The following is a 23243-nucleotide window of genomic DNA, read 5'->3' on the forward strand; positions in this document are numbered from 1 at the left end:
TAAACCGAATTGTTATTGAGGTTCTAATTTATATGACTCCCGTTATTGCCCTTGTTGGCAGACCCAATGTGGGCAAATCCACATTATTTAATCGTCTCACTCGAACGCGTGATGCTCTCGTTGCAGATTTCCCTGGTTTAACTCGTGATCGTAAATATGGTCAAGCCAATATTGCTGGTCATGATTTTATTGTTATTGATACTGGTGGAATTGATGGTACTGAGGAAGGCGTTGAAGAGAAAATGGCTGAACAATCGTTACTCGCGATTGAAGAAGCAGATGTTGTGTTATTTCTTGTGGATGCTAGAGCAGGCTTATTACCTGCGGATATTGGTATTGCACAATATTTACGCCAACGTGATAAAACTACCGTTGTGGTGGCAAATAAAACAGATGGTATTGATGCGCACTCACACATTGGTGAATTCTACCAGTTAGGCTTAGGTGAAGTGGAAGCTATTGCTGCTGCACAAGGACGAGGCGTAACGCAACTTATTGAGCAAGTGTTAGCACCTCTAGCTGAAAAATTTGATGAGGCTAAACAAGAAGATGAAGCCGAATCAGAACAAGATGAATGGGATCATGATTTCGATTTTGATAACGAAGAAGATACCGCATTACTTGATGAAGCTTTATTAGAAGAAGAGTCTGAAGAAAGCGAAGAAAATAAAAATATCAAAATTGCGATTGTAGGACGTCCTAATGTCGGTAAATCGACCCTAACTAATCGAATTTTAGGCGAAGATCGTGTTGTAGTTTATGACTTACCAGGTACAACGCGTGATTCAGTGTATATCCCAATGGAACGTGATGATCAGCATTATACAATCATAGATACTGCGGGTGTACGCAAACGTGGAAAAGTCCATTTAACAGTTGAAAAATTTTCGGTAATCAAAACATTACAAGCGATCCAAGATGCCAATGTAGTGTTATTAACGATTGATGCAAGAGATGGTGTATCCGATCAGGATCTTTCACTCCTTGGCTTTATTCTCAATGCGGGTAAATCATTAGTGATTGTGGTCAATAAATGGGATGGACTTTCACAAGATATTAAAGATAACGTGAAATCTGAATTAGATCGCCGTTTAGATTTTATTGATTTTGCTCGAGTGCATTTTATTTCTGCATTACACGGCAGTGGCGTAGGTAATCTGTTTGAATCAATTCAAGAGGCTTATCAATGTGCAACTCAAAAAATGACGACCTCCATGCTAACTCGTATATTGCAAATGGCAACGGATGATCATCAACCACCATTGGTAAATGGTCGCCGAGTGAAATTAAAATATGCTCACCCGGGTGGCTATAATCCGCCAATTATTGTGATTCACGGGAACCAAATTGAAAAATTACCCGATTCATATAAACGTTACTTGTCGAATTATTTCCGCAAGAGTTTACGCATTATTGGTACGCCAATCAGAGTATTATTGCAAGAAGGGAATAATCCGTTTGCCGGTAAACGCAATAAGCTGACACCAAATCAGCTACGTAAACGTAAACGTTTGATGAAATTTATTAAGAAAAATAAAAAATAATGTGCAGAACAAGCGGTAAGATCGTGTCAAAATATTGCAAATATTGCTGTTTATCTGACCGCTTTTATGTTGTTGTAAGAACGTAAGGAATTCATTATGATGGAATACTCACCTCAATTTCGCCAAGCTAAAGTATTAGTACTGGGCGATGTTATGTTGGATCGTTATTGGTTTGGTGCAACAAATCGTATTTCGCCAGAAGCCCCTGTACCCGTAGTTAAGGTGCAGCAAAATGAAGACCGCGCTGGCGGTGCAGCAAATGTGGCAATGAATATTGCCAGTTTGAATGTGCCTGTTACACTACATGGTCTTATCGGTGAAGATGATGCGGGCTCTGCATTAGGAAAACTGTTAAATTCACATAATATTCAAAATCATTGTGTGGCATTAAAAACCCATCCGACCATTACTAAATTACGTATTCTATCGCGTCATCAGCAACTATTACGTCTAGATTTTGAAGAAAATTTCCATGGCGTTGATAATACGTTATTACTTGAAAAACTCACAAATGAAATTCAAGAATATGGTGCATTAGTGCTATCTGATTATGGGAAAGGCACGCTAGATTCTGTGCAAAAAATGATTCAAATTGCACGATCTGCCAATGTGCCTGTGTTGATCGATCCAAAAGGCACTAATTTTGAACGTTATCGCGGTGCAACATTACTTACCCCAAATATGTCGGAATTTGAAGCCGTTGCTGGTCATTGCCCAACAGATGATGACATTGAAAAACAAGGCTTAGCCATGATCGAGAAATACGATTTACAGGCATTACTTGTAACACGTTCAGAAAAAGGCATGACTTTACTTCGCCCAAATCAACCCGTGTTTCATTTACCAACAGAAGCAAAAGAAGTTTATGACGTAACAGGTGCAGGCGATACCGTAATCAGCGTATTAGCTACAGCTATCGCCGATAAACGTCCTCTAGAAGAGGCTTGTTATTTAGCTAATGCAGCGGCAGGTATTGTGGTAGGCAAACTCGGTACTTCAACCGTGACGCAAAATGAATTAGAACAAGCGATTCATCAGCGTATTGAAACAGGTTTTGGGATTACTGAAGAACAAACCTTAAAACAAATTGTACTTGATGCTAAACAACGTGGTGAAAAAATTGTGATGACAAATGGTTGTTTCGATATTCTTCACCCTGGACACGTTTCTTACCTTGAAAATGCCAGAAAACTTGGAGACCGCTTAATTGTGGCTGTCAATACCGATGCTTCAGTCAAAAGATTAAAAGGTGAAACCCGTCCAATTAATGATCTTGATGCTAGAATGGCAGTGCTTGCAGGCTTAGCTTCTGTGGATTGGGTAGTGCCATTTGATGAAGATACGCCACAACGCCTAATTGGTGAAATTTTACCTGACTTATTAGTAAAAGGTGGTGACTACAAACCAGAAGAAATTGCAGGTAGCCAAGAAGTTTGGGCAAATGGTGGTGATGTTAGAGTACTAAATTTTGAGAATGGCTGCTCGACTTCTAACGTTATCAAAAAAATTCAAGGGCTATAAAATATAATGGAAAAAATCATCATTGATACTGAACAATTTCAACGTACGATTTCACGTATTTCTCACCAAATTATTGAGAAACATCATTCTCTTGACAATTTAGTTTTGGTTGGAGTCAAACGCCGTGGTGCTGAAATTGCAGAAATGCTACAAGCTCGTATTTTTGAGCTTGTACAAATTCAGCTACCTATTATGTCATTAGATATTACGTTTTATCGTGATGATATTAATCCAACAACACCGACCACTGAGGATCCTATTTATTCAGGTATTGACAATCCAATCAATATTCAGGATAAAGAGATTATTCTCGTTGATGACGTATTATTTACAGGTAGAACCATAAGAGCTGCACTTGATGCTTTAGCTGACTTAGGAAGAGCAAAAAAAATTGAATTGGTTATCTTTATTGATAGAGGGCATAGAGAATTACCCATTCGAGCAGACTATGTTGGGAAAAACATCCCAACATCCCGTTCAGAAAGCATTCAAGTAAGAACTTTACACTATGATGGAATTAATCAAGTCGCTTTAATTCAGTAATATAAAACAAGGTTGAACCTTTTGAAGAAATTATCTTCTAAATTGGGGAAACTGATTTTTAATTGTCCCATAAGGAATAAAAATGAAATTAACCTTTGTAAAATTATTATTTACAACATTGATCGCTTACTTCTCATTATTTTCTATTGCACAAGCAGAAGAAAGGGTTGTTGCTACCGTTGATGGCTACCCTATTATGCAAAGTGAAGTAGATAAAGCCCTTGGTAGACGCGCTAATACTGAGAAGAATCGTCAAATAGCACTGAATGATACTATTGATGATTTTCTAGTACAACGTGCTATTCAAGAGTCAGGTATTAAAGTAAATTATGCTTATGTGGATCAAATAATTGAAAATATTGCTATTGAGAATGGTATTACTTATGGTCAGTTACTTGATGCACTCGATTACCAAGGTATTACGTTGAATCAATACCGCCAACAATTAGCACACGATCTACTAATGCAAGGCGTTCGCCAACAAGCGATTGAAAGTAGTATTCAAGTTCAACCAGAAGATGTCCAACGTTTAGCTAAAGAAATGCAAGATAACGCAAAAGCTTCAGGTACCTTAAAAACAGCAACAGGTACGCAGTATCATATTAGCCATATTTTAATTAAAACAAATCCTATACTGAATGATGCCCAAGCAAAAGCAAAATTAACAGCTATCGCTGATGATATTAATTCTGGGAAAACTACCTTTGAAAGTGCTGCAGAAAAAAATTCTTTAGATTATGTCTCCGCCGCTGATGGTGGTGATTTAGGTTGGAACTTCTTAGAAGTTTATGATCCAACTTTTGCAAAAATCGCACAACAGACCAAAATTGGTGTACTATCTAAACCATTTAAATCTGAGTTTGGATGGCATATTATGAAAGTAACCGATACTCGCCAAGCAGATAGAACTGAGGATGCTTATTTACAAAGAGCTTATGAGCAAATCATCAATAGACAAGCACAAGCCGCTTCACAAAACTGGGTAAAAGCATTAAAAGATCGTGCTGATATCAAATATATTAAGTAAAATCTTCTCCATATAAAAGAACCTCGCATTTGCGGGGTTCTTTCGTCTATATAAAATTTGTAAAATATTGCGGTAATCTGACCGCTTTTAGGAAATATAATGAATTCAAATTCAAAAAAACATCTTGGCCATACTGCCCGAAAACGTTTTGGCCAAAACTTTTTACACGATCAAAATGTTATTCATGGCATTGTCTCTGCGATCAATCCACAACCAAATGAATTCTTATTAGAAATTGGACCTGGATTAGGTGCGTTAACCGAGCCTGTTGCCGATTTAGTTGAAAAGCTTACTGTTGTTGAATTAGATAGAGATCTTGCAGAACGTTTACGTCATCATCCTTTCTTAAATCAAAAACTGACAGTCATTGAACAAGATGCGCTCAACTTTAATTTTAGGGAATATTTTGAAGGTTTAAACCTACCAGAAGGACAAGGCGTACGTGTTTTTGGGAACTTACCCTATAACATTTCTACGCCACTCATCTTCCATTTATTGAAATTTCATGATCTCGTGCAAGACATGCACTTCATGCTACAAAAAGAAGTGGTTAAACGATTATGTGCCGCACCGAATAGTAAAGCTTATGGTAGATTAACAATCATGGCACAATATTATTGCCAAGTGATTCCTGTTCTAGAAGTGCCACCAACAGCCTTTAAACCCGCTCCTAAGGTTGATTCAGCGGTAGTAAGATTAGTACCTTATACAGAATTGCCCCACCCTGCAAAAGACGTTTATTGGCTAAATAGAGTGGTCACACAAGCATTTAATCAGCGTAGAAAAACTCTACGCAATGCACTATCAACATTATTTACCTTAGAGCAATTAGCTGAATTGGGCGTGGATAATAATGATAGAGCTGAAAATTTAACACTAGCAGATTATGTCAGATTAGCAAACTGGTTATATGATCACCCGCCAGAGGATAACCAACCTTCTACCGATAATATAGATATAACCGAATAAATTTAACACAATAAAAAAGCAGGATACATATCCTGCTTTTTATTTAACTTAAAAGCCAATTAAAGAATTTCTTTTGCTTTCGCAACCACATTCTCTACAGTAAAGCCAAATAGTTTAAATAATTCACCAGCTGGTGCAGATTCACCGAATCTATTCATACCCACAATGCGACCATTTAAGCCTACATATTTGTACCAGAAGTCTTCAATACCAGCTTCAATTGCAACACGTTTAGTCACAGAACTTGGTAATACAGACTCACGGTAAGCTTCATCTTGTGCATCAAATACATTGGTACTTGGCATAGAAACGACACGTACTTTACGACCTTCAGCTGTTAATGCTTCTGCTGCTTTTACTGCTAATTCAACTTCAGAACCTGTCGCAATAAAGATTAATTCAGGTGTGCCTTCGCTATCTTTTAAGATATAACCACCACGATATACGTTAGCTAATTGCTCAGGCGTACGATCCATTTGTTCTAAGTTTTGACGAGTGAAGATTAATGCACTTGGACCATTTTTCTTCTCAACTGCATATTTCCATGCAATTGCAGATTCAACTTGGTCACATGGTCTCCATGTATCTAAGTTAGGAATTAGACGTAATGCAGTTGTTTGTTCTACTGGTTGGTGGGTTGGACCATCTTCGCCTAAGCCGATTGAATCATGGGTATAAACAAAGAGTACACGTTGTTTCATTAATGCTGCCATACGCACTGCGTTGTGGGCATATTCCATAAACATTAAGAATGTTGCTCCGTAAGGGATAAATCCACCGTGTAATGCGATACCATTCATCATTGCAGACATACCAAACTCACGTACACCGTAGTTTACATAGTTACCATCAACATTCACATCTGCACGAATTGGTTTAGAACCAGACCATAAAGTTAAGTTAGAACTTGCTAAGTCTGCTGAACCACCTAAGAATTCAGGTAAGATATGTGCATAAGCTTCAATCGCATTTTGTGATGCTTTACGGCTTGCAATAGAAGCTGGATTTGCTTGTAATTTTTCAACAAATGCTTGAGATTCAGCCGCCCAATTTGCCGGTAATTCACCAGAAATACGACGTTTAAATTCTGCTGCAAGTTCTGGATATGCTTTTTCATAGGCTGCAAATTTTTCATCCCATGCTTTTTCAGCAACATTACCTTTTTCTTTTGTATCCCATTCTGCATAAATCTCTGCTGGAATTTCAAATGGTGCGTAATCCCAATTTAATGCTTTACGTGTTAATGCGATTTCTTCATCACCTAAAGGTGCGCCATGGCTATCATGTGAATTAGATTTATTTGGTGAACCAAAGCCGATAATCGTTTTACAAATGATTAATGTTGGACGATCTTTTTCTGCTTGTGCATTTTCAATCGCAATTTTGATTTGCTCAGCATCGTGTCCGTCAACATTACGGATTACTTGCCAGCCATAAGCTTCAAAACGCATTGCAGTATCATCAGCAAACCAACCATCAACATGACCATCAATCGAAATATTATTATCGTCATAGAAAGCAATAAGTTTGCCTAAGCCTAATGTTCCCGCTAATGAGCCTGCCTCATGAGAAATACCTTCCATTAAACAGCCATCACCTAAAAAGGCATAAGTATAGTGATCAACGATATTGTGTCCTTCGCGGTTGAATTGGCCTGCTAATGTTTTTTCTGCAATCGCCATACCAACGGCGTTAGTAATACCTTGTCCTAAAGGACCTGTTGTTGTTTCAACGCCTGGTGCATAGCCATATTCTGGGTGGCCTGGGGTTTTTGAATGTAATTGACGGAATTGTTTTAAATCTTCAATTGAAAGGTCATAACCCGTTAAGTGTAATAAGCTATAAATTAACATTGAGCCATGACCGTTTGATAATACAAAACGATCTCTGTTTGCCCATGATGGGTTTTGTGGATTATGAGAAAGGAAATCACGCCATAATACTTCAGCAATATCGGCCATACCCATAGGCGCACCAGGGTGACCCGATTTAGCTTTTTGCACTGCATCCATACTTAAAAAACGGATTGCATTCGCTAATACTCTACGTTCTGTCATTTTAACTCCTTAATTAGTAAATGAGCATATAAAATCGCTTTATTCTACACTATTTTTAATTAGTGACCTATTTCCTATTTAGAAAAAGAGTTTCTTTTAAATCAAAAGAACTTGATTCTTGAGTTGCTTATAAATTTGGAGTAAAATTACAGGCTCGTGCCAAGAATAACTAGTTTTTGGCTTTTTTAATTACATATGGTATTAGACAGCTAGGTTGTATGCTCTGATGGCGATATGGCTTCTTTGAGGTTTTCTATTATGAAACAAGGTATTCATCCAAACTATGTAGAAGTTACAGCAACATGTTCTTGCGGTAACGTGATTAAAACTCGCTCAACTGTGGCGAAAGATTTGAATTTAGATGTGTGTGGTAATTGCCACCCATTCTACACTGGTAAACAACGTGTTGTTGATACTGGTGGCCGTGTTGAACGCTTTAACAAACGCTTCAGCATTCCAAGTAAGAAACATTAATATATTAATGACAAACCCCACGTATTGTGGGGTTTTGTTTAATATGGTTACAAGATATGAATAATAATGCAACACCTGTTTTTGTTATAAATCTAGAAAAATCCATAGACAGAAAACAATTCATTACCGAACAATTCAATAATCTTAATGCACATGTCTCCCATATAATAAATTATCAATTCTTTCCTGCGATTAATGGAAAAGAAAATCCTGATTTTTATCTTTTTGAAAAATACAATCAAGAAAAACGATTAAAACGTAAAGGCCATACAATGAATCTTTCACAACTAGGTTGTTGGGCAAGCCATTATTTATTGTGGGAAAAATGTATGGAGCTAAATCAAGGGATAATTGTTCTGGAAGATGATGCAATTATTCATAATAATTTTTTAGATGTTTACCAATTTTGTTCTTCTCCAGAAAACACGTTTGAGTTTTTTTGGCTAAGCCCTCCAGCACCAAGAAAAAGAGGACAAAAAGGAAAAATACTCCATAATATCGATAATACAAAAAATAGTGTTTCTCGATTCTACGATGCTTGGGAAAATGCAACAGGATATTTCATCACACCACAAGCAGCAAAAAAACTCATAAACTATAGCCAAGAATGGATTTATGATGTCGATATAACAATGGATAGATATTGGGAAAATAAGATAGATTATTTAGCAGTAGAGCCCTCTTGTATAGAGCCTGATTTTTCTAAAGAAAGTAATATTCCTGTTCAAAAAAAATTGGGAAAGACAAGAACATTAAAAACAAAATTAAATCATGAGTATTTTAATTTAATTGATAGAATTAAGAAAATTATATATAACATTAGTAAATAACTTGGATATTTATGATAAATAATTATGTAATTAGTCTAGAATCAGCTACTGAAAGACGAGAACATATCAAAAAAGAATTTGAAGAAAAAAATATTTCGTTTGAATTTTTTGACGCAATTTCTCCTACAGTTGAATTAATTAATATATATTTACCTAACATTAATAAATCTACTCTTACTAAAGGTGAAAAGGGATGCTTACTAAGTCATTTTCTTCTCTGGAAAAAATGTATAGAGAATAATTTTGATTATATTGCTATTTTTGAAGATGATGTAATTCTTAGTGAGGATGCAAATAAATTTTTATCTCAAATAGATTGGCTAAATGAAAGGTTTAATACTCAAGATAATATTATTATTAAATTAGAAACTTTTTTACAACCTGTTAAAGTTTCAGAAAGCAATATAACTAGCTATTATAATAAAAACTTCCTAAATTTAGAAACAATACATTTTGGTACAGCTGGATACATCATAACATATCAAGTAGCAAAATACCTAGTTAATATACTATCATCAATGAAAGATAATGAGTTCAAACCAGCAGATTGGATTATCTTTGAGCAAATGCATATAAATTCTAAGAATAAAATTTATCAAGTTTCTCCTGCAATTTGTGTTCAAGAACAACAAATAAATAGAGAAAATAGTAAATTATCTAGCCAATTAGAAAAAGAAAGAAAATTAAACATAAAATATACTAAAAAAACCATTATAGAAAAAGTAATATACAAATTACACAAACCAATAAGGATTATTAAAAAGATAAATCACCTAAAAGATAAAGTTAAAATTCCATTTTATTATAAAGGTAAAAAGTATGATTAATAGTATTGAAAATAGAAAAATACCTTTAGTTTCTGTTTTAATTGCTGCATATAATGTAGAAAAATATATAGAATCAGCAGTTAATGCCGTATCTAATCAAACGTATAAAAATATAGAAATCATTATTGTAAATGATGGTTCAACAGATAATACAGGTAATTTACTCAATACATTAGCACAAAAAGATAATCGTATAAAAATTATAAATAATCATACTAATCTTGGTTTTGTTGCTTCATTAAATAAAGGTATTAAAGAAGTTAATGGAGTATATATAGCAAGAACAGATGCTGATGATATAGCTAAACCACATTGGATAGAAACTATTGTTAATTATATGGAAAAAAATTTAGACATTATGGCAATGGGATCTTACCTAACTATATTATCAGAAGATCATAATGGTAGTATATTATCTAAAGTTTTTAAAAATGGTGAATTGTGGAAGAATCCATTAAATCATGAAGATATTGTTCAAGCTATGCTATTTTATAATCCTATGCATAATAATACAATGATCATGAAAAGATCTATATTTACAGAATATGGATTGACTTTTGATCATAATTATAAACATGCTGAGGATTATAAGTTCTGGTTAGATGTGAGCAGAATTGGAAAATTAGCTAATTATCCTGAATCATTGGTATATTATCGATTTCATGGAAATCAAACATCATCATTACACAATGAAAAGCAAATACATATAGCAAATCAGATTAGAAGAATAGCTATTAATTATTATTTTAATGATATAAATTTAGATTTCAAACTGGAAGAAAATTTCTCTTTTGAATACGCTCAAAAATTACACAAAAAAATGACATCATTAAATATAATAAATAAAAATATAAATAAACAAATTATATTTGATATATACTTATCTTTTAAAAATTATAAACCCATAGATGTAATTAGATTTTATAGAAATAATCTTTATAAAACATTTAGCTTTAAACAAAACCGAAAAATAATTAAAAAATTATTTAACATAAACAAATATAATAAAATCGGATAATAGTATGAATATATTATTTTCATCAGATAATAATTATGCAAAATTTTTATTAGTTACAATAAAAAGCATAATAAATAAAAACAATCACAAGATAAACTTTTATATATTTGATTTTGGAATAGATAAAAAGAATAAAGAAAAAATAAAAAAATTGGAAAATAGCAATTATAAAATAAATTTCATCCCTATAAAAAAAAGTGATTTTAATGATTTTCCTAAAACAATTGAATATATATCATTAGCAACTTATGCAAGATTATATTCCACAAAATATTTACCACCTGATATAGATAAAATTCTTTATTTAGATATAGATATCATAGTTTTAGGAGACTTAATGCCTTTATGGAAGACAGATATTAATGAATTCCATATTGCAGCATGTATTGATTCTTTTATAGAATATAAAACAAACAATTATAAAAAACTAATTGGATTAACTGAAAAAGATTACTACTTTAATGCTGGAGTGTTACTGATAAATCTAAAAAAATGGAGAACAGAAGATATATCCCAGCAATCCATAAATTGGTTAAAAAAATATAAAAACATCATAAAATATCAGGATCAAGATATACTCAATGGAATATTTATGGAGAAAGTTTATTATCTAGATTGTCGATTTAATTCTATGCCAACCTTACTTTCAAGAATTAAAAATAATAAAAATCTACACCCTCTAGAGAAAAATACTATGCCGATAGTAATTTCTCATTTTTGTGGACCAATAAAACAATGGGATAAGAATAGCACTCAGATACACTCAGAGATTTATGAAAAAATAGCTAAATCTCTTGATATACAATTTGAGAAAAAAAATATTTTTATTAAATTAAAGATTTTCATAAAAAAAATCAAATATAAGTTCAAATACGGAATTTACTAAAATTTAGATTATGAATATCCAAAATCTTAAGTTATTGTTAGACATTACACAAACTCATAGTTTTCTTCGTACTGCCGAGAAAAACCATATGAGTGCTTCCACTCTTTCTCGACATATTCAAAGAATGGAAGAAGAAATAGGGCAACCATTATTATTAAGAGATAATAGACAAGTTACATTAACTGAAGCAGGTAAGAAGTTCTTAACCTTTGCAGAGCAAACTTGGCTTTCATGGCAACACATTCAGCAAGAATTATCCCAAAAACAAAATGAATTAGAGGGAGAGCTAAAACTATTTTGTTCTGTAACAGCCGCTTATAGTCACTTACCAAAAATATTAGAACGTTTTAGACAGCGTTATCCGAAAGTAGAAATCAAATTAAGCACTGGCGATCCTGCCAAAGCACTACATACAGTACAATCATTGAAAGCTGATTTAGCCTTAGCGGGAAAACCTGAATTTTTACCACCTAACATTGCATTTCAATCTATCGATGATATGAGCCTATCTCTTGTTGTACCAAGAATTGCCTGTCCTGCAACCAAGCTTCTCCAACAATCACCTATAGACTGGCAAAGCATCCCTTTTATTTTGCCTGTTGAAGGTCCCGCTCGTCAGAGGATAGATCATTGGTTTAAATTGCAAAAAATCCGCAAACCACAAATTTATGCTACAGTAGAGGGACATGAAGCAATATTATCTATGGTCGCAGTAGGTTGTGGGGTCGCAATGTTGCCTGATGTAGTGGTAAAACATAGCTCTGTGAGTAATCAAGTTTCCTATTTCTTACCCGATATTGCCATTAAACCTTTTGAATTGGGGGTTTGTGTTCAACAAAGACGTTTAAAGGAACCTATTATTCAATCTTTTTGGCGATTATTATCTGATCTAAATTAAATTTCATACAGCAACAACTTGATAGAATACTTAATTTCAAAAATCAACATAAGGAGTAAATAGTAATGAAAATTGTTGAAGTTAAACACCCGCTTGTAAAACATAAACTTGGTTTAATGCGTGCCGCCGATGTAAATACAAAAAATTTCCGTGAATTAGCAACTGAGGTTGGTAGCTTACTCACTTATGAAGCAACAGCCGATTTAGAAACTGAAAAAGTAACAATTGATGGATGGAATGGCCCAGTTGAAATTGATCGTATCAAGGGTAAAAAAGTTACTGTTGTTCCGATTTTACGTGCTGGTTTAGGGATGATGGATGGCGTGCTTGAACATATGCCAAGCGCAAGAATCAGTGTTGTAGGGATGTATCGTAATGAAGAAACCCTTGAACCTGTGCCATACTTCACTAAATTAGCCAACGATGTTGAAGAACGTCTTGCAATTATTGTTGACCCAATGTTAGCAACAGGCGGTTCAATGATAGCAACGATCGATTTACTCAAAAATGCAGGATGTAAAAATATTAAAGTATTGGTGCTTGTAGCTGCACCAGAAGGGATTAAAGCATTAGAAGCCGCTCATCCTGATATAGAGCTTTATACAGCCTCAATAGATAGCCACTTAAACGAAAACGGATATATTATTCCAGGTTTAGGTGATGCGGGTGATAAGATTTTCGGTACAAAATAATTATTAATTTACTAGACGCTATAAAGAACAATCTTTGTAGCGTCTTACCTTGTTTACCAGCTTCCACCAGCACCGCCTCCGCCAGAGCTTCCACCACCGAAACCACCACCATGGCTACCTCCGCCAAAACCTCCGCGACTATGACCAAAACCACCACTTCGACTTGAATGGCGTATCACTCTACCTAAATCACCTGAGCTGATATAAACACCATTTCTTCTATTAGAGATTCCAAAAATAAAGAAAATAATTATGGCAAATAAGATAAACGTTAAAAAATCATTTGGCTCATTTTCATCTTGTTCTACAAGTGGTTGATATTCTCCCTGAGTTGCAGCAATGATAGATGATAAACCTTTGGCAATCCCTTCCGCATAACGATTTTCCTTAAAGTAAGGGGTAATATCATTACGAATAATTGAGGAAGCGATTGCATCGGGTAATGCACCTTCTAAGCCTCGACCTGTAGCAATAAATAATTTGCGATCATTCTTTGCAACCAAAAGTAACACGCCATTATTCTCTTTTTTTCGTCCAATGCCCCATTGGTTAAATAAATTATGAGTGTAACTTGAAATGGCTTCGCCTTCTGTGCTTGCGATAATCACAACTGCAATTTGTGAACTGGTTTTAGTGCCATAATCCACTAACGCATTTTCTAATGTCTGTTTATCTTGTGGGCTTAACGTTTGAGTGTAATCTGTTACATAACGGAAAGGATCAGGTACGCTAGGATAGTCTGCCCAACTCAATGTAGAAAAACAGATGAGTACTAAGGAAAGTATTAAGTGGTAATATCGTTTTATCATTTGATTACTACCTCATTAGGTAATTCATTGGTGTCATCTTTTTGAATAGGGAAATAACTTTTAAGTTGTTGCTCAACCTGCTCGATTCCCTTACAAATTGCAAGGGTAAATTCACCATGCTGACAATCTACTTTCATAGCTTGATATACAGATTCCCAAAAGCTTTCACCCACTTTTTGATGAATTCCCTCATCACCCACAATCGCCATTAAACGAGGTTTAAAAGACAAATAAATTAATACGCCATTGCGATCTTTTGTTTCTCGCATGGCTAATTCATCAAATAGCTGATTGGCTCGATCAATTGGGGAATTAGATTTTGCCTTACGTTCCACCACCACTCGCAATTCAGCTGAAGTTTGCGTTTCTAAATGTGAAATCGCTTGTTCAATTTGTTGTGTGTCAATGGGTAATTTTTTGCTAACAAGATCGAATAATCCCATAATTTCCTCAGTAAAATAAGCTTGCTCACTAGATGAAAGATAATCCCACTATTTTATTTGCAAAAAATAATGGGATCCTACCGCTTATCTCTCTTTTAATTAAAATTTACTTCAGGTGCTTTTTCAGATCCGGCTTCCGCTTTAAATTGAGGTTTAGCCTCAAACCCAAATAATAAAGCCACGAATTTTGTCGGTACTTGACGAACTTTTTGATTATATTCTTTAACTGCATTATTGAAATTATTACGCTCTACATTAATGCGGTTCTCCGTTCCTTCAATCTGTGCTTGTAAATTTAAGAAACCCTCATGAGCTTTTAATTCTGGATATCTTTCCACACTGACTAATAAACGAGATAATGCTGAATTCAAACCTTGTTGAGCTTGTTGGAATTGCGCTAATTGCTCTTCTGTAGCATTACTTGGATCAATATGGGTTTGAGTGGCTTTTGCTCTTGCCTCAATCACTTGTGTTAAAGTTTCTTGCTCAAAGTTTGCTTGACCTTTCACTGTATTGACTAAATTTGGAATTAAATCTGCGCGACGTTGATAAGCCGATTCCACATTTCCCCACACAGAATTAATGCTTTCTTCTGCTTTAACTAAACTGTTATAGCTACTACTAAGTGTTATTCCACCAATAATTAAAATAACTGCAATAATAATGAGCGTTGTCCATTTTTTCATTGAATTTACCTTTTATTGTTTAAAACGATATTGTTAAAAATTTAGTATGTATAAATATAAATAAAATACCTACACTTTTTCAAATTCTTTTTCTGTCGATTTATTAAATATTTTATCTTTTAATACTCCTATGAGCTCTTGTCTAATTTCAGCAATTTTAGGGCGTTCATTTTTAGTAAATGCCACAGGACGACAAAACTCCATCGCTTTAACCCCTAATCTGGCTGTGAGTAACCCTGCTCCCATTCCTTGTGCCGCTCGCATAGATAATTTTGCAGTGAGGTTTTGCGAAAAAAATTCCATCCCTACATCAGTCATAATTTCAGTTGCCCCCGCAAATACCATATTGGTAAGCACCATTCTAAAGAGTTTTAAGCGACTAAAATAACCTAATTCCATACCATATACTTTAGTAATTTTATTTACTAATGCAATATTACGCCATGCCATCATTAATACATCAACAATCGCTAATGGGCTTACTGCGACAATGATCATATTTTCAATCGCACTCTGACTAATCATTTTTTTCGCTTGGCTATCCAGCGGAATTAACACATTCTGACTAAACAGATAAAGTACCTCTTGGCTGTTATACCCTTCATCTAATTGACTTTTCCAACGTTTTTCAGCTTGAGCAATCATCGGCGTTTGCGATAAGTTTTGAATCACAGATTGACAAAATTCCGTCGCAATCTCACCGCTTACATTGTTTTTATCAACTAACCACTGTTGCGTCATCTGTTGATTTTGATAATGCTTACGTAACCAACGAAGCTTATTCCATTCAACTATTAGAGTGCCAATCCCCGTTAAACTAATACAGAAAAAAACAATTGAGAAAGCAAAATAAATCCACTGATGAGCCATCCAAGTATCGATTAACCATTGGATAGATTGAGCAACCACAGCCCCACAAAACAAGACTAAAACACCAAGTAACACTCTGATCCAAAAGCGGGACGGCTTTAAGCTTTCCTCAATAATCAGTTCAGCCTCAACATTCTTACTCTCTTCTTCTAATTCAACAGACTCTACTGTCTCCTCAGAAAACTCTTGCTTAGGTTGTAAAATAGTCTCTTTTTGTTCTTCTTCGCTAAATATTTTTTTATCCATATTTTGCCTCCATAAGCCGATTTTTTAATCCTTCGTAGCCTTGTTCCGTTCTCAATAATGTAAATAACTCACTCGCTTCAGGATATTCTTTATCAAGATAGCGTAGCCATTGTTTAATTCTTGCAATATGATAAAACCCTTTATCATCATGCTCATTTTCCATTTGAACATAAGTGTAGAGCAAATCTAGCACTTGTTTCCAAGGCATTTTGGGTTCAGCAAATTTTACAACTTTGCTTAAATTGGGTACTTGCAATGCACCTCTCCCAATCATGACATTCTCACAAGCGGTCACTTCTACACATTTTTTTGCAGAATCTACATCCCAAATTTCACCATTTGCAACAACAGGAATTGTGAGTTGTTGACGAATCTCAGCAATTTTTTTCCAATTAATCCGTTCTGCTCGATAGCCATCCATTTTGGTTCGACCGTGAACTGTAATTTCCGTTGCCCCACCTTGTTGCACCGCATCTGCAATTTCAAAGGCAGAGGAATCTGAATCCCATCCTAAACGAACTTTAACTGAAACAGGCAAATCTTCAGGAACAGCCTTTCTAATGGCTTTAGTAGCTTGATAGATAAGCTCAGGATTTTTTAGAAGTGAAGCTCCACCTTGGCTCCCATTGACTGTTTTAGAGGGGCATCCACAATTTAAATCAATACCATGGGAACCAAGCTGAATAGCAAGATCGGCATTTTCCGCCAACCATTCGGGATATTGCCCTAGAATCTGCACTCTTACTGGTGTACCAGAAGGCGTTAAACCTTGCTGATGCAATTCAGGGCAAAGACGATAAAAAGTTTTCTTGGGTAATTTTTGATCGACAACACGCACAAATTCTGAAATACAAAGATCGTAATCATTCACCGCCGTTAAAAGCTGACGAACAAATGGATCTAATACACCTTGCATCGGTGCAAGGATGACTCGTTTTGGCAAAAACTCCACAAGATCTGACCGCTTGCTAGTGATAGCGACGTAAATACAAATCAGGACGAGCAATTAGATAGATAATCAATGCGGTAATTGCACCTAATGTATCCGCTAATATATCCTTTTGTGCATCCCAAATATCGCCTTGTGATCCTAAAAATTCGACACCCGCTTCACCACCTTCAATCACGGCATATTGCCATTCAATAAGCTCATAGGTTGCCGCTAACGACATAATGAAGAAAAGGGCGAAAAAGAAAGCAACACCTAAACCACATTTGCGTTTACGCAACAACCACTCTGCCATTGGGAAGCTATAGAATCCAATAACGTAATGCCCTACCCTATCAAAATGATTACGCCCTTCTCCAAGAAATGGTTCTAAATAAACATTTGCCCAATCAAAAGGCACATTAGCAAATGTATATTTTGCCCCAATAAAATGCATAATCATCCATAAAGACATTAAAAAATAAGCTAAACCACTAAATTGAAAGCGTGAATAAGTTAACATTAATAGTCCCAACACAGTAAAAATTGGGATAACTTCAGCATACCATACATCTCTATCTGTAGGATTTAATCCAGACCATACTGAAATAATGATAACAACAATTGCTAAAAATAATGGCACAATATGAGAACGAGATTGCATTACTTCCACCCTTTAGCTTTACAAATTAGATCATAAGCAGCTTGAATTTGTTGTGCTTTTTCCTTGGCGACTTCCATCATTTCTGGAGGCAACCCTTTTGCAACCAATTTATCGGGATGATGTTCATTCATTAATTTACGATAAGCTCTTTTAACTGTAGTTTGATCACTATTAGCATTAACACCAAGAACACTATACGCATCTTCTAAAGTTGGACCTTTATTATAGGATTGCTGGTATCCACTTTGTCTACCTTGATAATTTCCATCTTGTTGAGAGGAATATTGTTCATATTGGTACTGCCCTGAACGAAAACGTTGTGCTGCAGCAATCATCGCTAACATTTGCTCAAATTGGAATCTTGACATACCTAACGATTCAGCAATCGTAAATAAAATCTTTTGTTCATTTATGTCAATAGTACCATCTTGCAAGGCTGCTTGTATTTGTACTTCGACAAAAAAACGTAGTAGATCCCTGCGCTGTCCACAAGCCTCTCTAAATTCCTTAATAACTTGGCGTAATGGGAAATTAGAATCCTTTCCTAAAGTAAAAGCTTGTTGTGCAAGTTGCTGATTTTGAGCATCTAATTTCATCTGATTCATTAAACCACGAGCCAGTTGAATGTCATCCTCAGTCACTCGTCCTTTTGATTTAGAAATATGTCCTAATACAGCAAATGTCGTTTGAATAAAAATCGACTGACGAGTTAATGCTTTTCCAAATATAGAAGAAGAAACCGTACCTAATTCATATAGCTTTTTATCTGCCCAGTGTCCAATAATTAAACCAAGCATTCCACCAAAAAAACCACCTAAAAACTTATAACCAATGAAAAACCCTAAAATTTTTCCAATAAACTGCATATTTAGTCCTTCTATTAAATTTTCTTCTATTTTAGCGGAAAAAGAATAAAAATACGAAATAGATTAGTTATTATAAAAACAAAGCCTCGAAAAAATCGAGGCTTTGTTTAACATCATACAAAATTAGTATTCTAATACTGCACGACGGTTTTTAGCATAATCAGCTTCTGTGTGACCTAATACTGCTGGTTTTTCTTCACCATAAGAAACTGTTGAAACATTTGTTGCACCTTTAGATGCTAAATATCCTTGTACAGCGTTTGCACGACGTTGACCTAATGCAATATTGTATTCAGGTGTACCACGTTCATCAGCATGACCTGCAACAGTAACACTGCCATTCATAGAATTTAAATATTCTGCATGCGCATCTAACAATGTTTGGTATTCACCTTCAACATTATAACGATCAAAACCGAAATAAACGGTATTATAACGAGTTTGTAAATCTTGAACTGACATACCCCCAAAAGTTTGGGCTGTTGCTGTATTATTAGTAGTCATCGCTGCATCATCATTGTTTGAGCTACTACATGCTGCTAAAACAAAAGCTGGTGCCGCAATCATAAATACTTTAGCTAGTTTTTTCATTTTGTTCTCCTAAAAAGAATTATTGTTTAGTCAAATACGGTGACCAAGCAGGGAACTTATACTGCCCACCTACCCCCGGCAAGTTAGCTTTAAAACGGCCATCTGCTGACACCAATTGTAGCACTTTGCTCACACCTTTGGTAGAGCTATAAATAACCATAGTACCATTTGGCGAAATACTTGGACTTTCATCTAAAAACGTAGAGCTTAGTACTTCCGTGCTACCTGAAATCAAGTCACGCTTTACAATTTTATCGCTTGAAACCATGATTAAATTCTTACCATCTGAGGAAATTTTTCCACTACCACTTCCTCCAATTAAACTTACATTACCACCTGATATATTCATGCTATAAACTTGAGGAGATCCCCCTCGATCTGATGTAAATAAAATCACACTTCCATCAGGTGACCAACTTGGCTCTGTATTATTTCCCTGTCCTCTTGTTAATTGTCTAATTCCACCACCATTGGCATTTGCAACATAAATATTTAACAATCCATCTTGATTTGATGCAAATGCAAGTTGCGAACCATCAGGTGAAAATGATGGTGCTCCGTTATGTCCTTTCAAAGCCCCTACAACATTACGTTTACCACTGCGTATATCATGAACAACAACTTGAGGTTTTTTATTCTCAAATGTGACATAAGCTAATTTTGCCCCATCTGGTGACCATTCTGGTGACATAAATGGCTCTTTACTTGAAACGAGAGTAAAAGCATTAAATCCATCATAATCTGAAACTCTTAATTCATATGATGAAACACCACGTTGAACAACGTAAGCAATTTTAGTTCTAAATGCACCACGAATTTGAGTAATTTTTTCAAAAATTTGATCGCTAACAGTATGGGCCCCTAGTCGAAGTTGATCAGCTGATACATTAAAAGCACCTTGAGATACAACGTTACCCGCGAATCCTGATGTTCCTAATACATCAATTAACTGATAAGCAATACTATAGCCACTCCCAGCTGCATCTACTTGCCCAACAACAACATAATCGGTTCCTAAAATACTCCATTGTTCTGGTACCACTTCACCTGCAGAGCCTGGTTGTGCCGGTAATCTTCCTCTAGGAATAGGAGAAAATTTTCCGCTATTACGTAAATCATCAGAGACAATTTGAGCCACATCACTTGGTATTGCTACATTCGTTCTAAAAGGTACTACTGCTATCGGCTGAGATGTATTAATTGCACCATCTACTAAAATCTGAACATCTGATTCGGCCATAGCAGATATAGCAACAAAACAGCCAATAAAACCTACGCATTTCTTAAAATACGTGAATAATTTCATATCTTAACCCCTAAAATTAAGTAGTTATTTGAATAAATGACCAACAATTAAGGTCTAAATTCAATTGTCGGTGAACTATATTGCTGATATATAGCATCGGATGGTGCAGGAGGTACTTTTCCTGTTGCAACAATAGCTCTTGTTGCTGCTTGGCAAACATCAGTTGGCCCACTCATCACTTGATAATTTTTTATCACGCCATTTCTTTCAATAAAAATTCTCACATAGCACGATTGCCCACTTGTATTCATAAATTTAGATCTCAATAAGCGACTAATTTGATCTAAATATCGATTGCCTTGAGCAGACCCGCGTCCCACACCTGTGGATCCTCCACTTCCTGTAGAACCATTTTGAGTTCGGTTACTTCCTTGTCCTAAGGTACCATCCAGTAACTGCTGTGCTCTTGCCGCATCTCTAGCTCTAGCTTCTTTTTCTGCTTTGGCTTTTGCAGCTTGTTCTGCTTTAGCCTTCGCTTCTCTTTCTGCCCTTGCTTTTGCTTCTTGTTCTGCTTTAGCCTTCGCTTCTTGTTCTGCCCTTGCCTTCGCTTCTTGTTCTGCCCTTGCTTTTGCTTCTTGTTCTGCTTTAGCTTTCGCTTCTTGTTCTGCTTTAGCCTTCGCTTCTCTTTCTGCCCTTGCTTTTGCTTCTTGTTCTGCTTTAGCTTTCGCTTCTCTTTCTGCCTTTGCTTTCGCTTCTTGTTCTGCTTTAGCTTTCGCTTCTCTTTCTGCCTTTGCTTTGGCTTCTTGTTCCGCTTTAGCCTTACGTTCCTCTTCTGCTTGTTTAGCTAAAGCTTCCAAACGTTTAGCTTCTGCCTCTGCTTTTAATCTAGCTTGCTCAGCAAGTTTTTTACGCGCCTCTTCTTGCTGTTTTGCAATTTCTTGCTGTCTCTGTTTTTCTTGCTGTATTCTTTCTTGCTCTGCTTTTTGTTGTTCTAATTTTTGTTGCTCTAAATTTTGCTGTCTCTCTTGTTCTGAAATTTTTAAAGCTTCTGAATTATCCACTTCGACTACTTGTTCTTCAGTCTCCATAGTTTCTGGTACTGGACGTTCCTCTGCCTCTGTTTTTTCTACAACATCAACTTTCTCTGATACAGTTTCAGTAGCAGGCGAAACTAATCGATTATATTCTTCTGCAACTTGCCCTGTATCAACCATTACAGCCTCAAAGCTATCTTGATCTCCACCACTCCCACCAGCTGAATATTGAATCATTTTGGTGAAAAAAGAGCCAATCAAAAGCAAACCAATCAATACAAAATGTAAAAATACAGAAAAAATTATAGCAATGTCTAATCTATCTTTTTTCAATTTCACGCATTATCCTTGATCATTTTCCTTGAGTCATCAAACCAACTGACTTTATGCCGGCATCCTTTAATAAGGAAATTCCTTTCATTACTTCTTCATAAGGAACATCTTTTCCACCAGCCACAAGAAACAAGGTGTTATTGTCTTTGCCAAAAGCATCTGCTGCATAGGCAACAATATCTTGTTCAGAAATATACTCATCTGAATTCTGTTGAATATAATTCCCTTCTATCTTTAATTTATACATTCCCACATCTGCAATTTCTAAAATGACAGGTGTTTTATCTTCATTTGTAACTGACTGGCTATGTCTCTCTTCTGGCAAATCAACTTCAACACTCTGGCTGATAATAGGCGCTGTTGCCATAAAGATTAATAATAATACAAGCAATACATCTAAAAATGGGACAATATTAATTTCAGATTTAATTGCACTACGTTCCCGACGACGAGACATACTTCCCTCTTCTATAACACTATTTTGTTCTATTACGTACACATATAGACAATCAAATAAAGTCTCTGATATGAATACGACTATTTTTTATTTTTTTGCAAAAGCCTGACGATGTAATATTGTAGTGAACTCATCAATAAAATTGATATAATTTTGTTCTAATTTGTTCACTCTTAAACTTAAACGGTTATATGCCATAACTGCAGGAATAGCAGCGAACAAACCAATGGCCGTTGCAATTAATGCCTCTGCAATCCCTGGCGCAACGGATTGAAGTGTCGCCTGTTTTACTGCACTTAATCCCATAAAAGAGTGCATAATTCCCCAAACAGTTCCAAAAAGTCCAATATATGGGCTAATGGATCCAACAGTTCCCAAGAAAGGAATATAACTTTCTAAGCTTTCTAATTCTCTATTTAGAGCTAAATTCATCGCTCTAGTAGAACCCTGAATAGTTGATTCTGGAGCATCAGGATTTGATTGATGTAAGCGATTATATTCTTTAAATCCTACGTAAAAAATTTGCTCTGATCCGCTTAATCCATCTCTTCGGTTTTCTAATCCTTCATGCAATCGATGTAAATCCTCACCAGACCAAAAACGATCTTCAAAGACTAATGCTTCTTTTTTAGCTCGATTTAATATACTACTACGTTGAATAATTACAGCCCAAGATATGATAGAAAATGCAATTAAAATGAACATTACAATCTTAACAACAATACTCGCTTCCCAAAATAACGAAAGCAGGTCAAATTCAGTTGACATTGAAAAACTCCGAATA

The 23243-nt window shown here is 35.4% G+C and carries 25 protein-coding genes; 12 read left to right on the forward strand and 13 right to left on the reverse strand.

The features are described 5' to 3' along the window. Positions 1-32: 32 nt before the first annotated feature. The 5 genes from der (at position 33) to rsmA (ending at position 5604) form a co-directional block, all read left to right on the forward strand. Complete coding sequence (gene der / locus A6A10_RS07495) at positions 33-1544, forward strand: ribosome biogenesis GTPase Der (protein WP_121122636.1); 1512 nt, start codon at positions 33-35, stop codon at positions 1542-1544. A gap of 96 nt (positions 1545-1640) precedes the next feature. Continuing rightward, positions 1641-3065 carry a bifunctional D-glycero-beta-D-manno-heptose-7-phosphate kinase/D-glycero-beta-D-manno-heptose 1-phosphate adenylyltransferase HldE gene (gene hldE / locus A6A10_RS07500; protein WP_195759398.1) on the forward strand — a complete coding sequence of 475 codons (1425 nt, stop codon included), beginning with the start codon at positions 1641-1643 and terminating at the stop codon, positions 3063-3065. A gap of 6 nt (positions 3066-3071) precedes the next feature. After that, positions 3072-3608: a bifunctional pyr operon transcriptional regulator/uracil phosphoribosyltransferase PyrR gene (gene pyrR / locus A6A10_RS07505; RefSeq protein WP_121122640.1), complete on the forward strand. Its 537-nt coding sequence runs from the start codon at positions 3072-3074 to the stop codon at positions 3606-3608. 82 nt (positions 3609-3690) lie between these two features. Then, entirely contained in the window at positions 3691-4635 is a 945-nt protein-coding gene (locus tag A6A10_RS07510; protein WP_121122642.1) for a peptidylprolyl isomerase, read from the forward strand. Between the two features lie 96 nt (positions 4636-4731). Beyond that, positions 4732-5604: a 16S rRNA (adenine(1518)-N(6)/adenine(1519)-N(6))-dimethyltransferase RsmA gene (gene rsmA, locus A6A10_RS07515; protein WP_121122644.1), complete on the forward strand. Its 873-nt coding sequence runs from the start codon at positions 4732-4734 to the stop codon at positions 5602-5604. A 59-nt stretch (positions 5605-5663) separates the two neighbouring features. On the opposite strand, the gene tkt is transcribed toward rsmA, so the two are convergent. Further along, a complete protein-coding gene (gene tkt, locus A6A10_RS07520; RefSeq protein WP_121122646.1) occupies positions 5664-7661 on the reverse strand; it encodes a transketolase in 1998 nt (665 codons plus the stop codon). Between the two features lie 258 nt (positions 7662-7919). Here tkt and rpmE point away from each other — a divergent pair, with 258 nt between their 5' ends. The 7 genes from rpmE (at position 7920) to upp (ending at position 13286) form a co-directional block, all read left to right on the forward strand. Further along, positions 7920-8135, forward strand: a complete 216-nt coding sequence (rpmE, locus tag A6A10_RS07525; protein ID WP_121122648.1) for a 50S ribosomal protein L31 — start codon at positions 7920-7922, stop codon at positions 8133-8135. Positions 8136-8191: 56 nt separating this feature from the next. Further along, positions 8192-8965 carry a glycosyltransferase family 25 protein gene (locus tag A6A10_RS07530; RefSeq protein WP_121122650.1) on the forward strand — a complete coding sequence of 258 codons (774 nt, stop codon included), beginning with the start codon at positions 8192-8194 and terminating at the stop codon, positions 8963-8965. 11 nt (positions 8966-8976) lie between these two features. Continuing rightward, a complete protein-coding gene (locus tag A6A10_RS07535; protein ID WP_121122652.1) occupies positions 8977-9792 on the forward strand; it encodes a glycosyltransferase family 25 protein in 816 nt (271 codons plus the stop codon). Further along, positions 9785-10810 (forward strand): glycosyltransferase family 2 protein, encoded by a 1026-nt coding sequence (locus A6A10_RS07540; RefSeq protein WP_121122654.1) that lies wholly within the window; start codon positions 9785-9787, stop codon positions 10808-10810. The genes A6A10_RS07535 and A6A10_RS07540 overlap by 8 nt, the downstream gene beginning before the upstream one ends. Before the next feature lie 4 nt (positions 10811-10814). Beyond that, the gene (locus tag A6A10_RS07545) at positions 10815-11696 is read left to right on the forward strand and encodes a glycosyltransferase family 8 protein (protein ID WP_121122656.1); all 882 of its coding nucleotides are present in this window, start codon (positions 10815-10817) and stop codon (positions 11694-11696) included. A 10-nt stretch (positions 11697-11706) separates the two neighbouring features. After that, on the forward strand, positions 11707-12594 hold the full coding sequence (gene ilvY, locus A6A10_RS07550) for an HTH-type transcriptional activator IlvY (RefSeq protein ID WP_121122658.1): 888 nt from the start codon (positions 11707-11709) through the stop codon (positions 12592-12594). 65 nt (positions 12595-12659) lie between these two features. Next, entirely contained in the window at positions 12660-13286 is a 627-nt protein-coding gene (gene upp / locus A6A10_RS07555; RefSeq protein WP_121122660.1) for a uracil phosphoribosyltransferase, read from the forward strand. Positions 13287-13339: 53 nt separating this feature from the next. Here upp and A6A10_RS07560 read toward each other — a convergent pair whose 3' ends face one another. From A6A10_RS07560 to tolQ, 12 genes are all read right to left on the reverse strand, one after another. Beyond that, positions 13340-14095, reverse strand: a complete 756-nt coding sequence (locus A6A10_RS07560) for a TPM domain-containing protein (protein ID WP_121122662.1) — start codon at positions 14093-14095, stop codon at positions 13340-13342. Then, positions 14092-14538: a TPM domain-containing protein gene (locus A6A10_RS07565; protein WP_121122664.1), complete on the reverse strand. Its 447-nt coding sequence runs from the start codon at positions 14536-14538 to the stop codon at positions 14092-14094. Before A6A10_RS07565 ends, A6A10_RS07560 begins: the two co-directional genes overlap by 4 nt. Positions 14539-14633: 95 nt before the next feature. Then, positions 14634-15224: a LemA family protein gene (locus A6A10_RS07570; protein WP_121122666.1), complete on the reverse strand. Its 591-nt coding sequence runs from the start codon at positions 15222-15224 to the stop codon at positions 14634-14636. A gap of 69 nt (positions 15225-15293) precedes the next feature. After that, positions 15294-16340: a TIGR01620 family protein gene (locus tag A6A10_RS07575; protein WP_121122668.1), complete on the reverse strand. Its 1047-nt coding sequence runs from the start codon at positions 16338-16340 to the stop codon at positions 15294-15296. Then, positions 16333-17256, reverse strand: a complete 924-nt coding sequence (gene dusC, locus A6A10_RS07580) for a tRNA dihydrouridine(16) synthase DusC (RefSeq protein ID WP_229583635.1) — start codon at positions 17254-17256, stop codon at positions 16333-16335. The genes A6A10_RS07575 and dusC overlap by 8 nt, the downstream gene beginning before the upstream one ends. Positions 17257-17308: 52 nt before the next feature. After that, positions 17309-17932 (reverse strand): DUF2238 domain-containing protein, encoded by a 624-nt coding sequence (locus A6A10_RS07585; protein ID WP_121122672.1) that lies wholly within the window; start codon positions 17930-17932, stop codon positions 17309-17311. After that, a complete protein-coding gene (gene djlA, locus A6A10_RS07590) occupies positions 17932-18798 on the reverse strand; it encodes a co-chaperone DjlA (RefSeq protein ID WP_121122674.1) in 867 nt (288 codons plus the stop codon). Before djlA ends, A6A10_RS07585 begins: the two co-directional genes overlap by 1 nt. A 123-nt stretch (positions 18799-18921) precedes the next feature. After that, complete coding sequence (locus tag A6A10_RS07595) at positions 18922-19389, reverse strand: OmpA family protein (protein ID WP_121122676.1); 468 nt, start codon at positions 19387-19389, stop codon at positions 18922-18924. A 19-nt stretch (positions 19390-19408) separates the two neighbouring features. Next, a complete protein-coding gene (gene tolB / locus A6A10_RS07600) occupies positions 19409-20695 on the reverse strand; it encodes a Tol-Pal system beta propeller repeat protein TolB (RefSeq protein WP_121122678.1) in 1287 nt (428 codons plus the stop codon). Positions 20696-20742: 47 nt separating this feature from the next. Next, entirely contained in the window at positions 20743-22008 is a 1266-nt protein-coding gene (tolA, locus tag A6A10_RS07605) for a cell envelope integrity protein TolA (protein ID WP_121122680.1), read from the reverse strand. 13 nt (positions 22009-22021) lie between these two features. Then, positions 22022-22459, reverse strand: a complete 438-nt coding sequence (gene tolR / locus A6A10_RS07610; protein WP_121122682.1) for a colicin uptake protein TolR — start codon at positions 22457-22459, stop codon at positions 22022-22024. Between the two features lie 87 nt (positions 22460-22546). Beyond that, positions 22547-23227 (reverse strand): protein TolQ, encoded by a 681-nt coding sequence (tolQ, locus tag A6A10_RS07615; RefSeq protein WP_121122684.1) that lies wholly within the window; start codon positions 23225-23227, stop codon positions 22547-22549. Positions 23228-23243 lie beyond the last annotated feature (16 nt).

The organism is Otariodibacter oris (assembly GCF_009684715.1).
GTDB classification, from domain to species: Bacteria; Pseudomonadota; Gammaproteobacteria; order Enterobacterales; family Pasteurellaceae; genus Otariodibacter; species Otariodibacter oris.

Coding starts and splice junctions, on each gene's coding strand:
- der (WP_121122636.1), top strand. CDS start 33: ATGACTCCCGTTATTGCCCTTGTTGGCAGACCCAATGTGGGCAAATCC.
- hldE (WP_195759398.1), top strand. CDS start 1,641: ATGATGGAATACTCACCTCAATTTCGCCAAGCTAAAGTATTAGTACTG.
- pyrR (WP_121122640.1), top strand. CDS start 3,072: ATGGAAAAAATCATCATTGATACTGAACAATTTCAACGTACGATTTCA.
- A6A10_RS07510 (WP_121122642.1), top strand. CDS start 3,691: ATGAAATTAACCTTTGTAAAATTATTATTTACAACATTGATCGCTTAC.
- tkt (WP_121122646.1), bottom strand. CDS start 7,661: ATGACAGAACGTAGAGTATTAGCGAATGCAATCCGTTTTTTAAGTATG.
- rpmE (WP_121122648.1), top strand. CDS start 7,920: ATGAAACAAGGTATTCATCCAAACTATGTAGAAGTTACAGCAACATGT.
- A6A10_RS07530 (WP_121122650.1), top strand. CDS start 8,192: ATGAATAATAATGCAACACCTGTTTTTGTTATAAATCTAGAAAAATCC.
- A6A10_RS07535 (WP_121122652.1), top strand. CDS start 8,977: ATGATAAATAATTATGTAATTAGTCTAGAATCAGCTACTGAAAGACGA.
- A6A10_RS07540 (WP_121122654.1), top strand. CDS start 9,785: ATGATTAATAGTATTGAAAATAGAAAAATACCTTTAGTTTCTGTTTTA.
- A6A10_RS07545 (WP_121122656.1), top strand. CDS start 10,815: ATGAATATATTATTTTCATCAGATAATAATTATGCAAAATTTTTATTA.
- ilvY (WP_121122658.1), top strand. CDS start 11,707: ATGAATATCCAAAATCTTAAGTTATTGTTAGACATTACACAAACTCAT.
- upp (WP_121122660.1), top strand. CDS start 12,660: ATGAAAATTGTTGAAGTTAAACACCCGCTTGTAAAACATAAACTTGGT.
- A6A10_RS07560 (WP_121122662.1), bottom strand. CDS start 14,095: ATGATAAAACGATATTACCACTTAATACTTTCCTTAGTACTCATCTGT.
- A6A10_RS07565 (WP_121122664.1), bottom strand. CDS start 14,538: ATGGGATTATTCGATCTTGTTAGCAAAAAATTACCCATTGACACACAA.
- A6A10_RS07570 (WP_121122666.1), bottom strand. CDS start 15,224: ATGAAAAAATGGACAACGCTCATTATTATTGCAGTTATTTTAATTATT.
- A6A10_RS07575 (WP_121122668.1), bottom strand. CDS start 16,340: ATGGATAAAAAAATATTTAGCGAAGAAGAACAAAAAGAGACTATTTTA.
- dusC (WP_229583635.1), bottom strand. CDS start 17,256: ATGCAAGGTGTATTAGATCCATTTGTTCGTCAGCTTTTAACGGCGGTG.
- A6A10_RS07585 (WP_121122672.1), bottom strand. CDS start 17,932: ATGCAATCTCGTTCTCATATTGTGCCATTATTTTTAGCAATTGTTGTT.
- djlA (WP_121122674.1), bottom strand. CDS start 18,798: ATGCAGTTTATTGGAAAAATTTTAGGGTTTTTCATTGGTTATAAGTTT.
- A6A10_RS07595 (WP_121122676.1), bottom strand. CDS start 19,389: ATGAAAAAACTAGCTAAAGTATTTATGATTGCGGCACCAGCTTTTGTT.
- tolB (WP_121122678.1), bottom strand. CDS start 20,695: ATGAAATTATTCACGTATTTTAAGAAATGCGTAGGTTTTATTGGCTGT.
- tolR (WP_121122682.1), bottom strand. CDS start 22,459: ATGTCTCGTCGTCGGGAACGTAGTGCAATTAAATCTGAAATTAATATT.
- tolQ (WP_121122684.1), bottom strand. CDS start 23,227: ATGTCAACTGAATTTGACCTGCTTTCGTTATTTTGGGAAGCGAGTATT.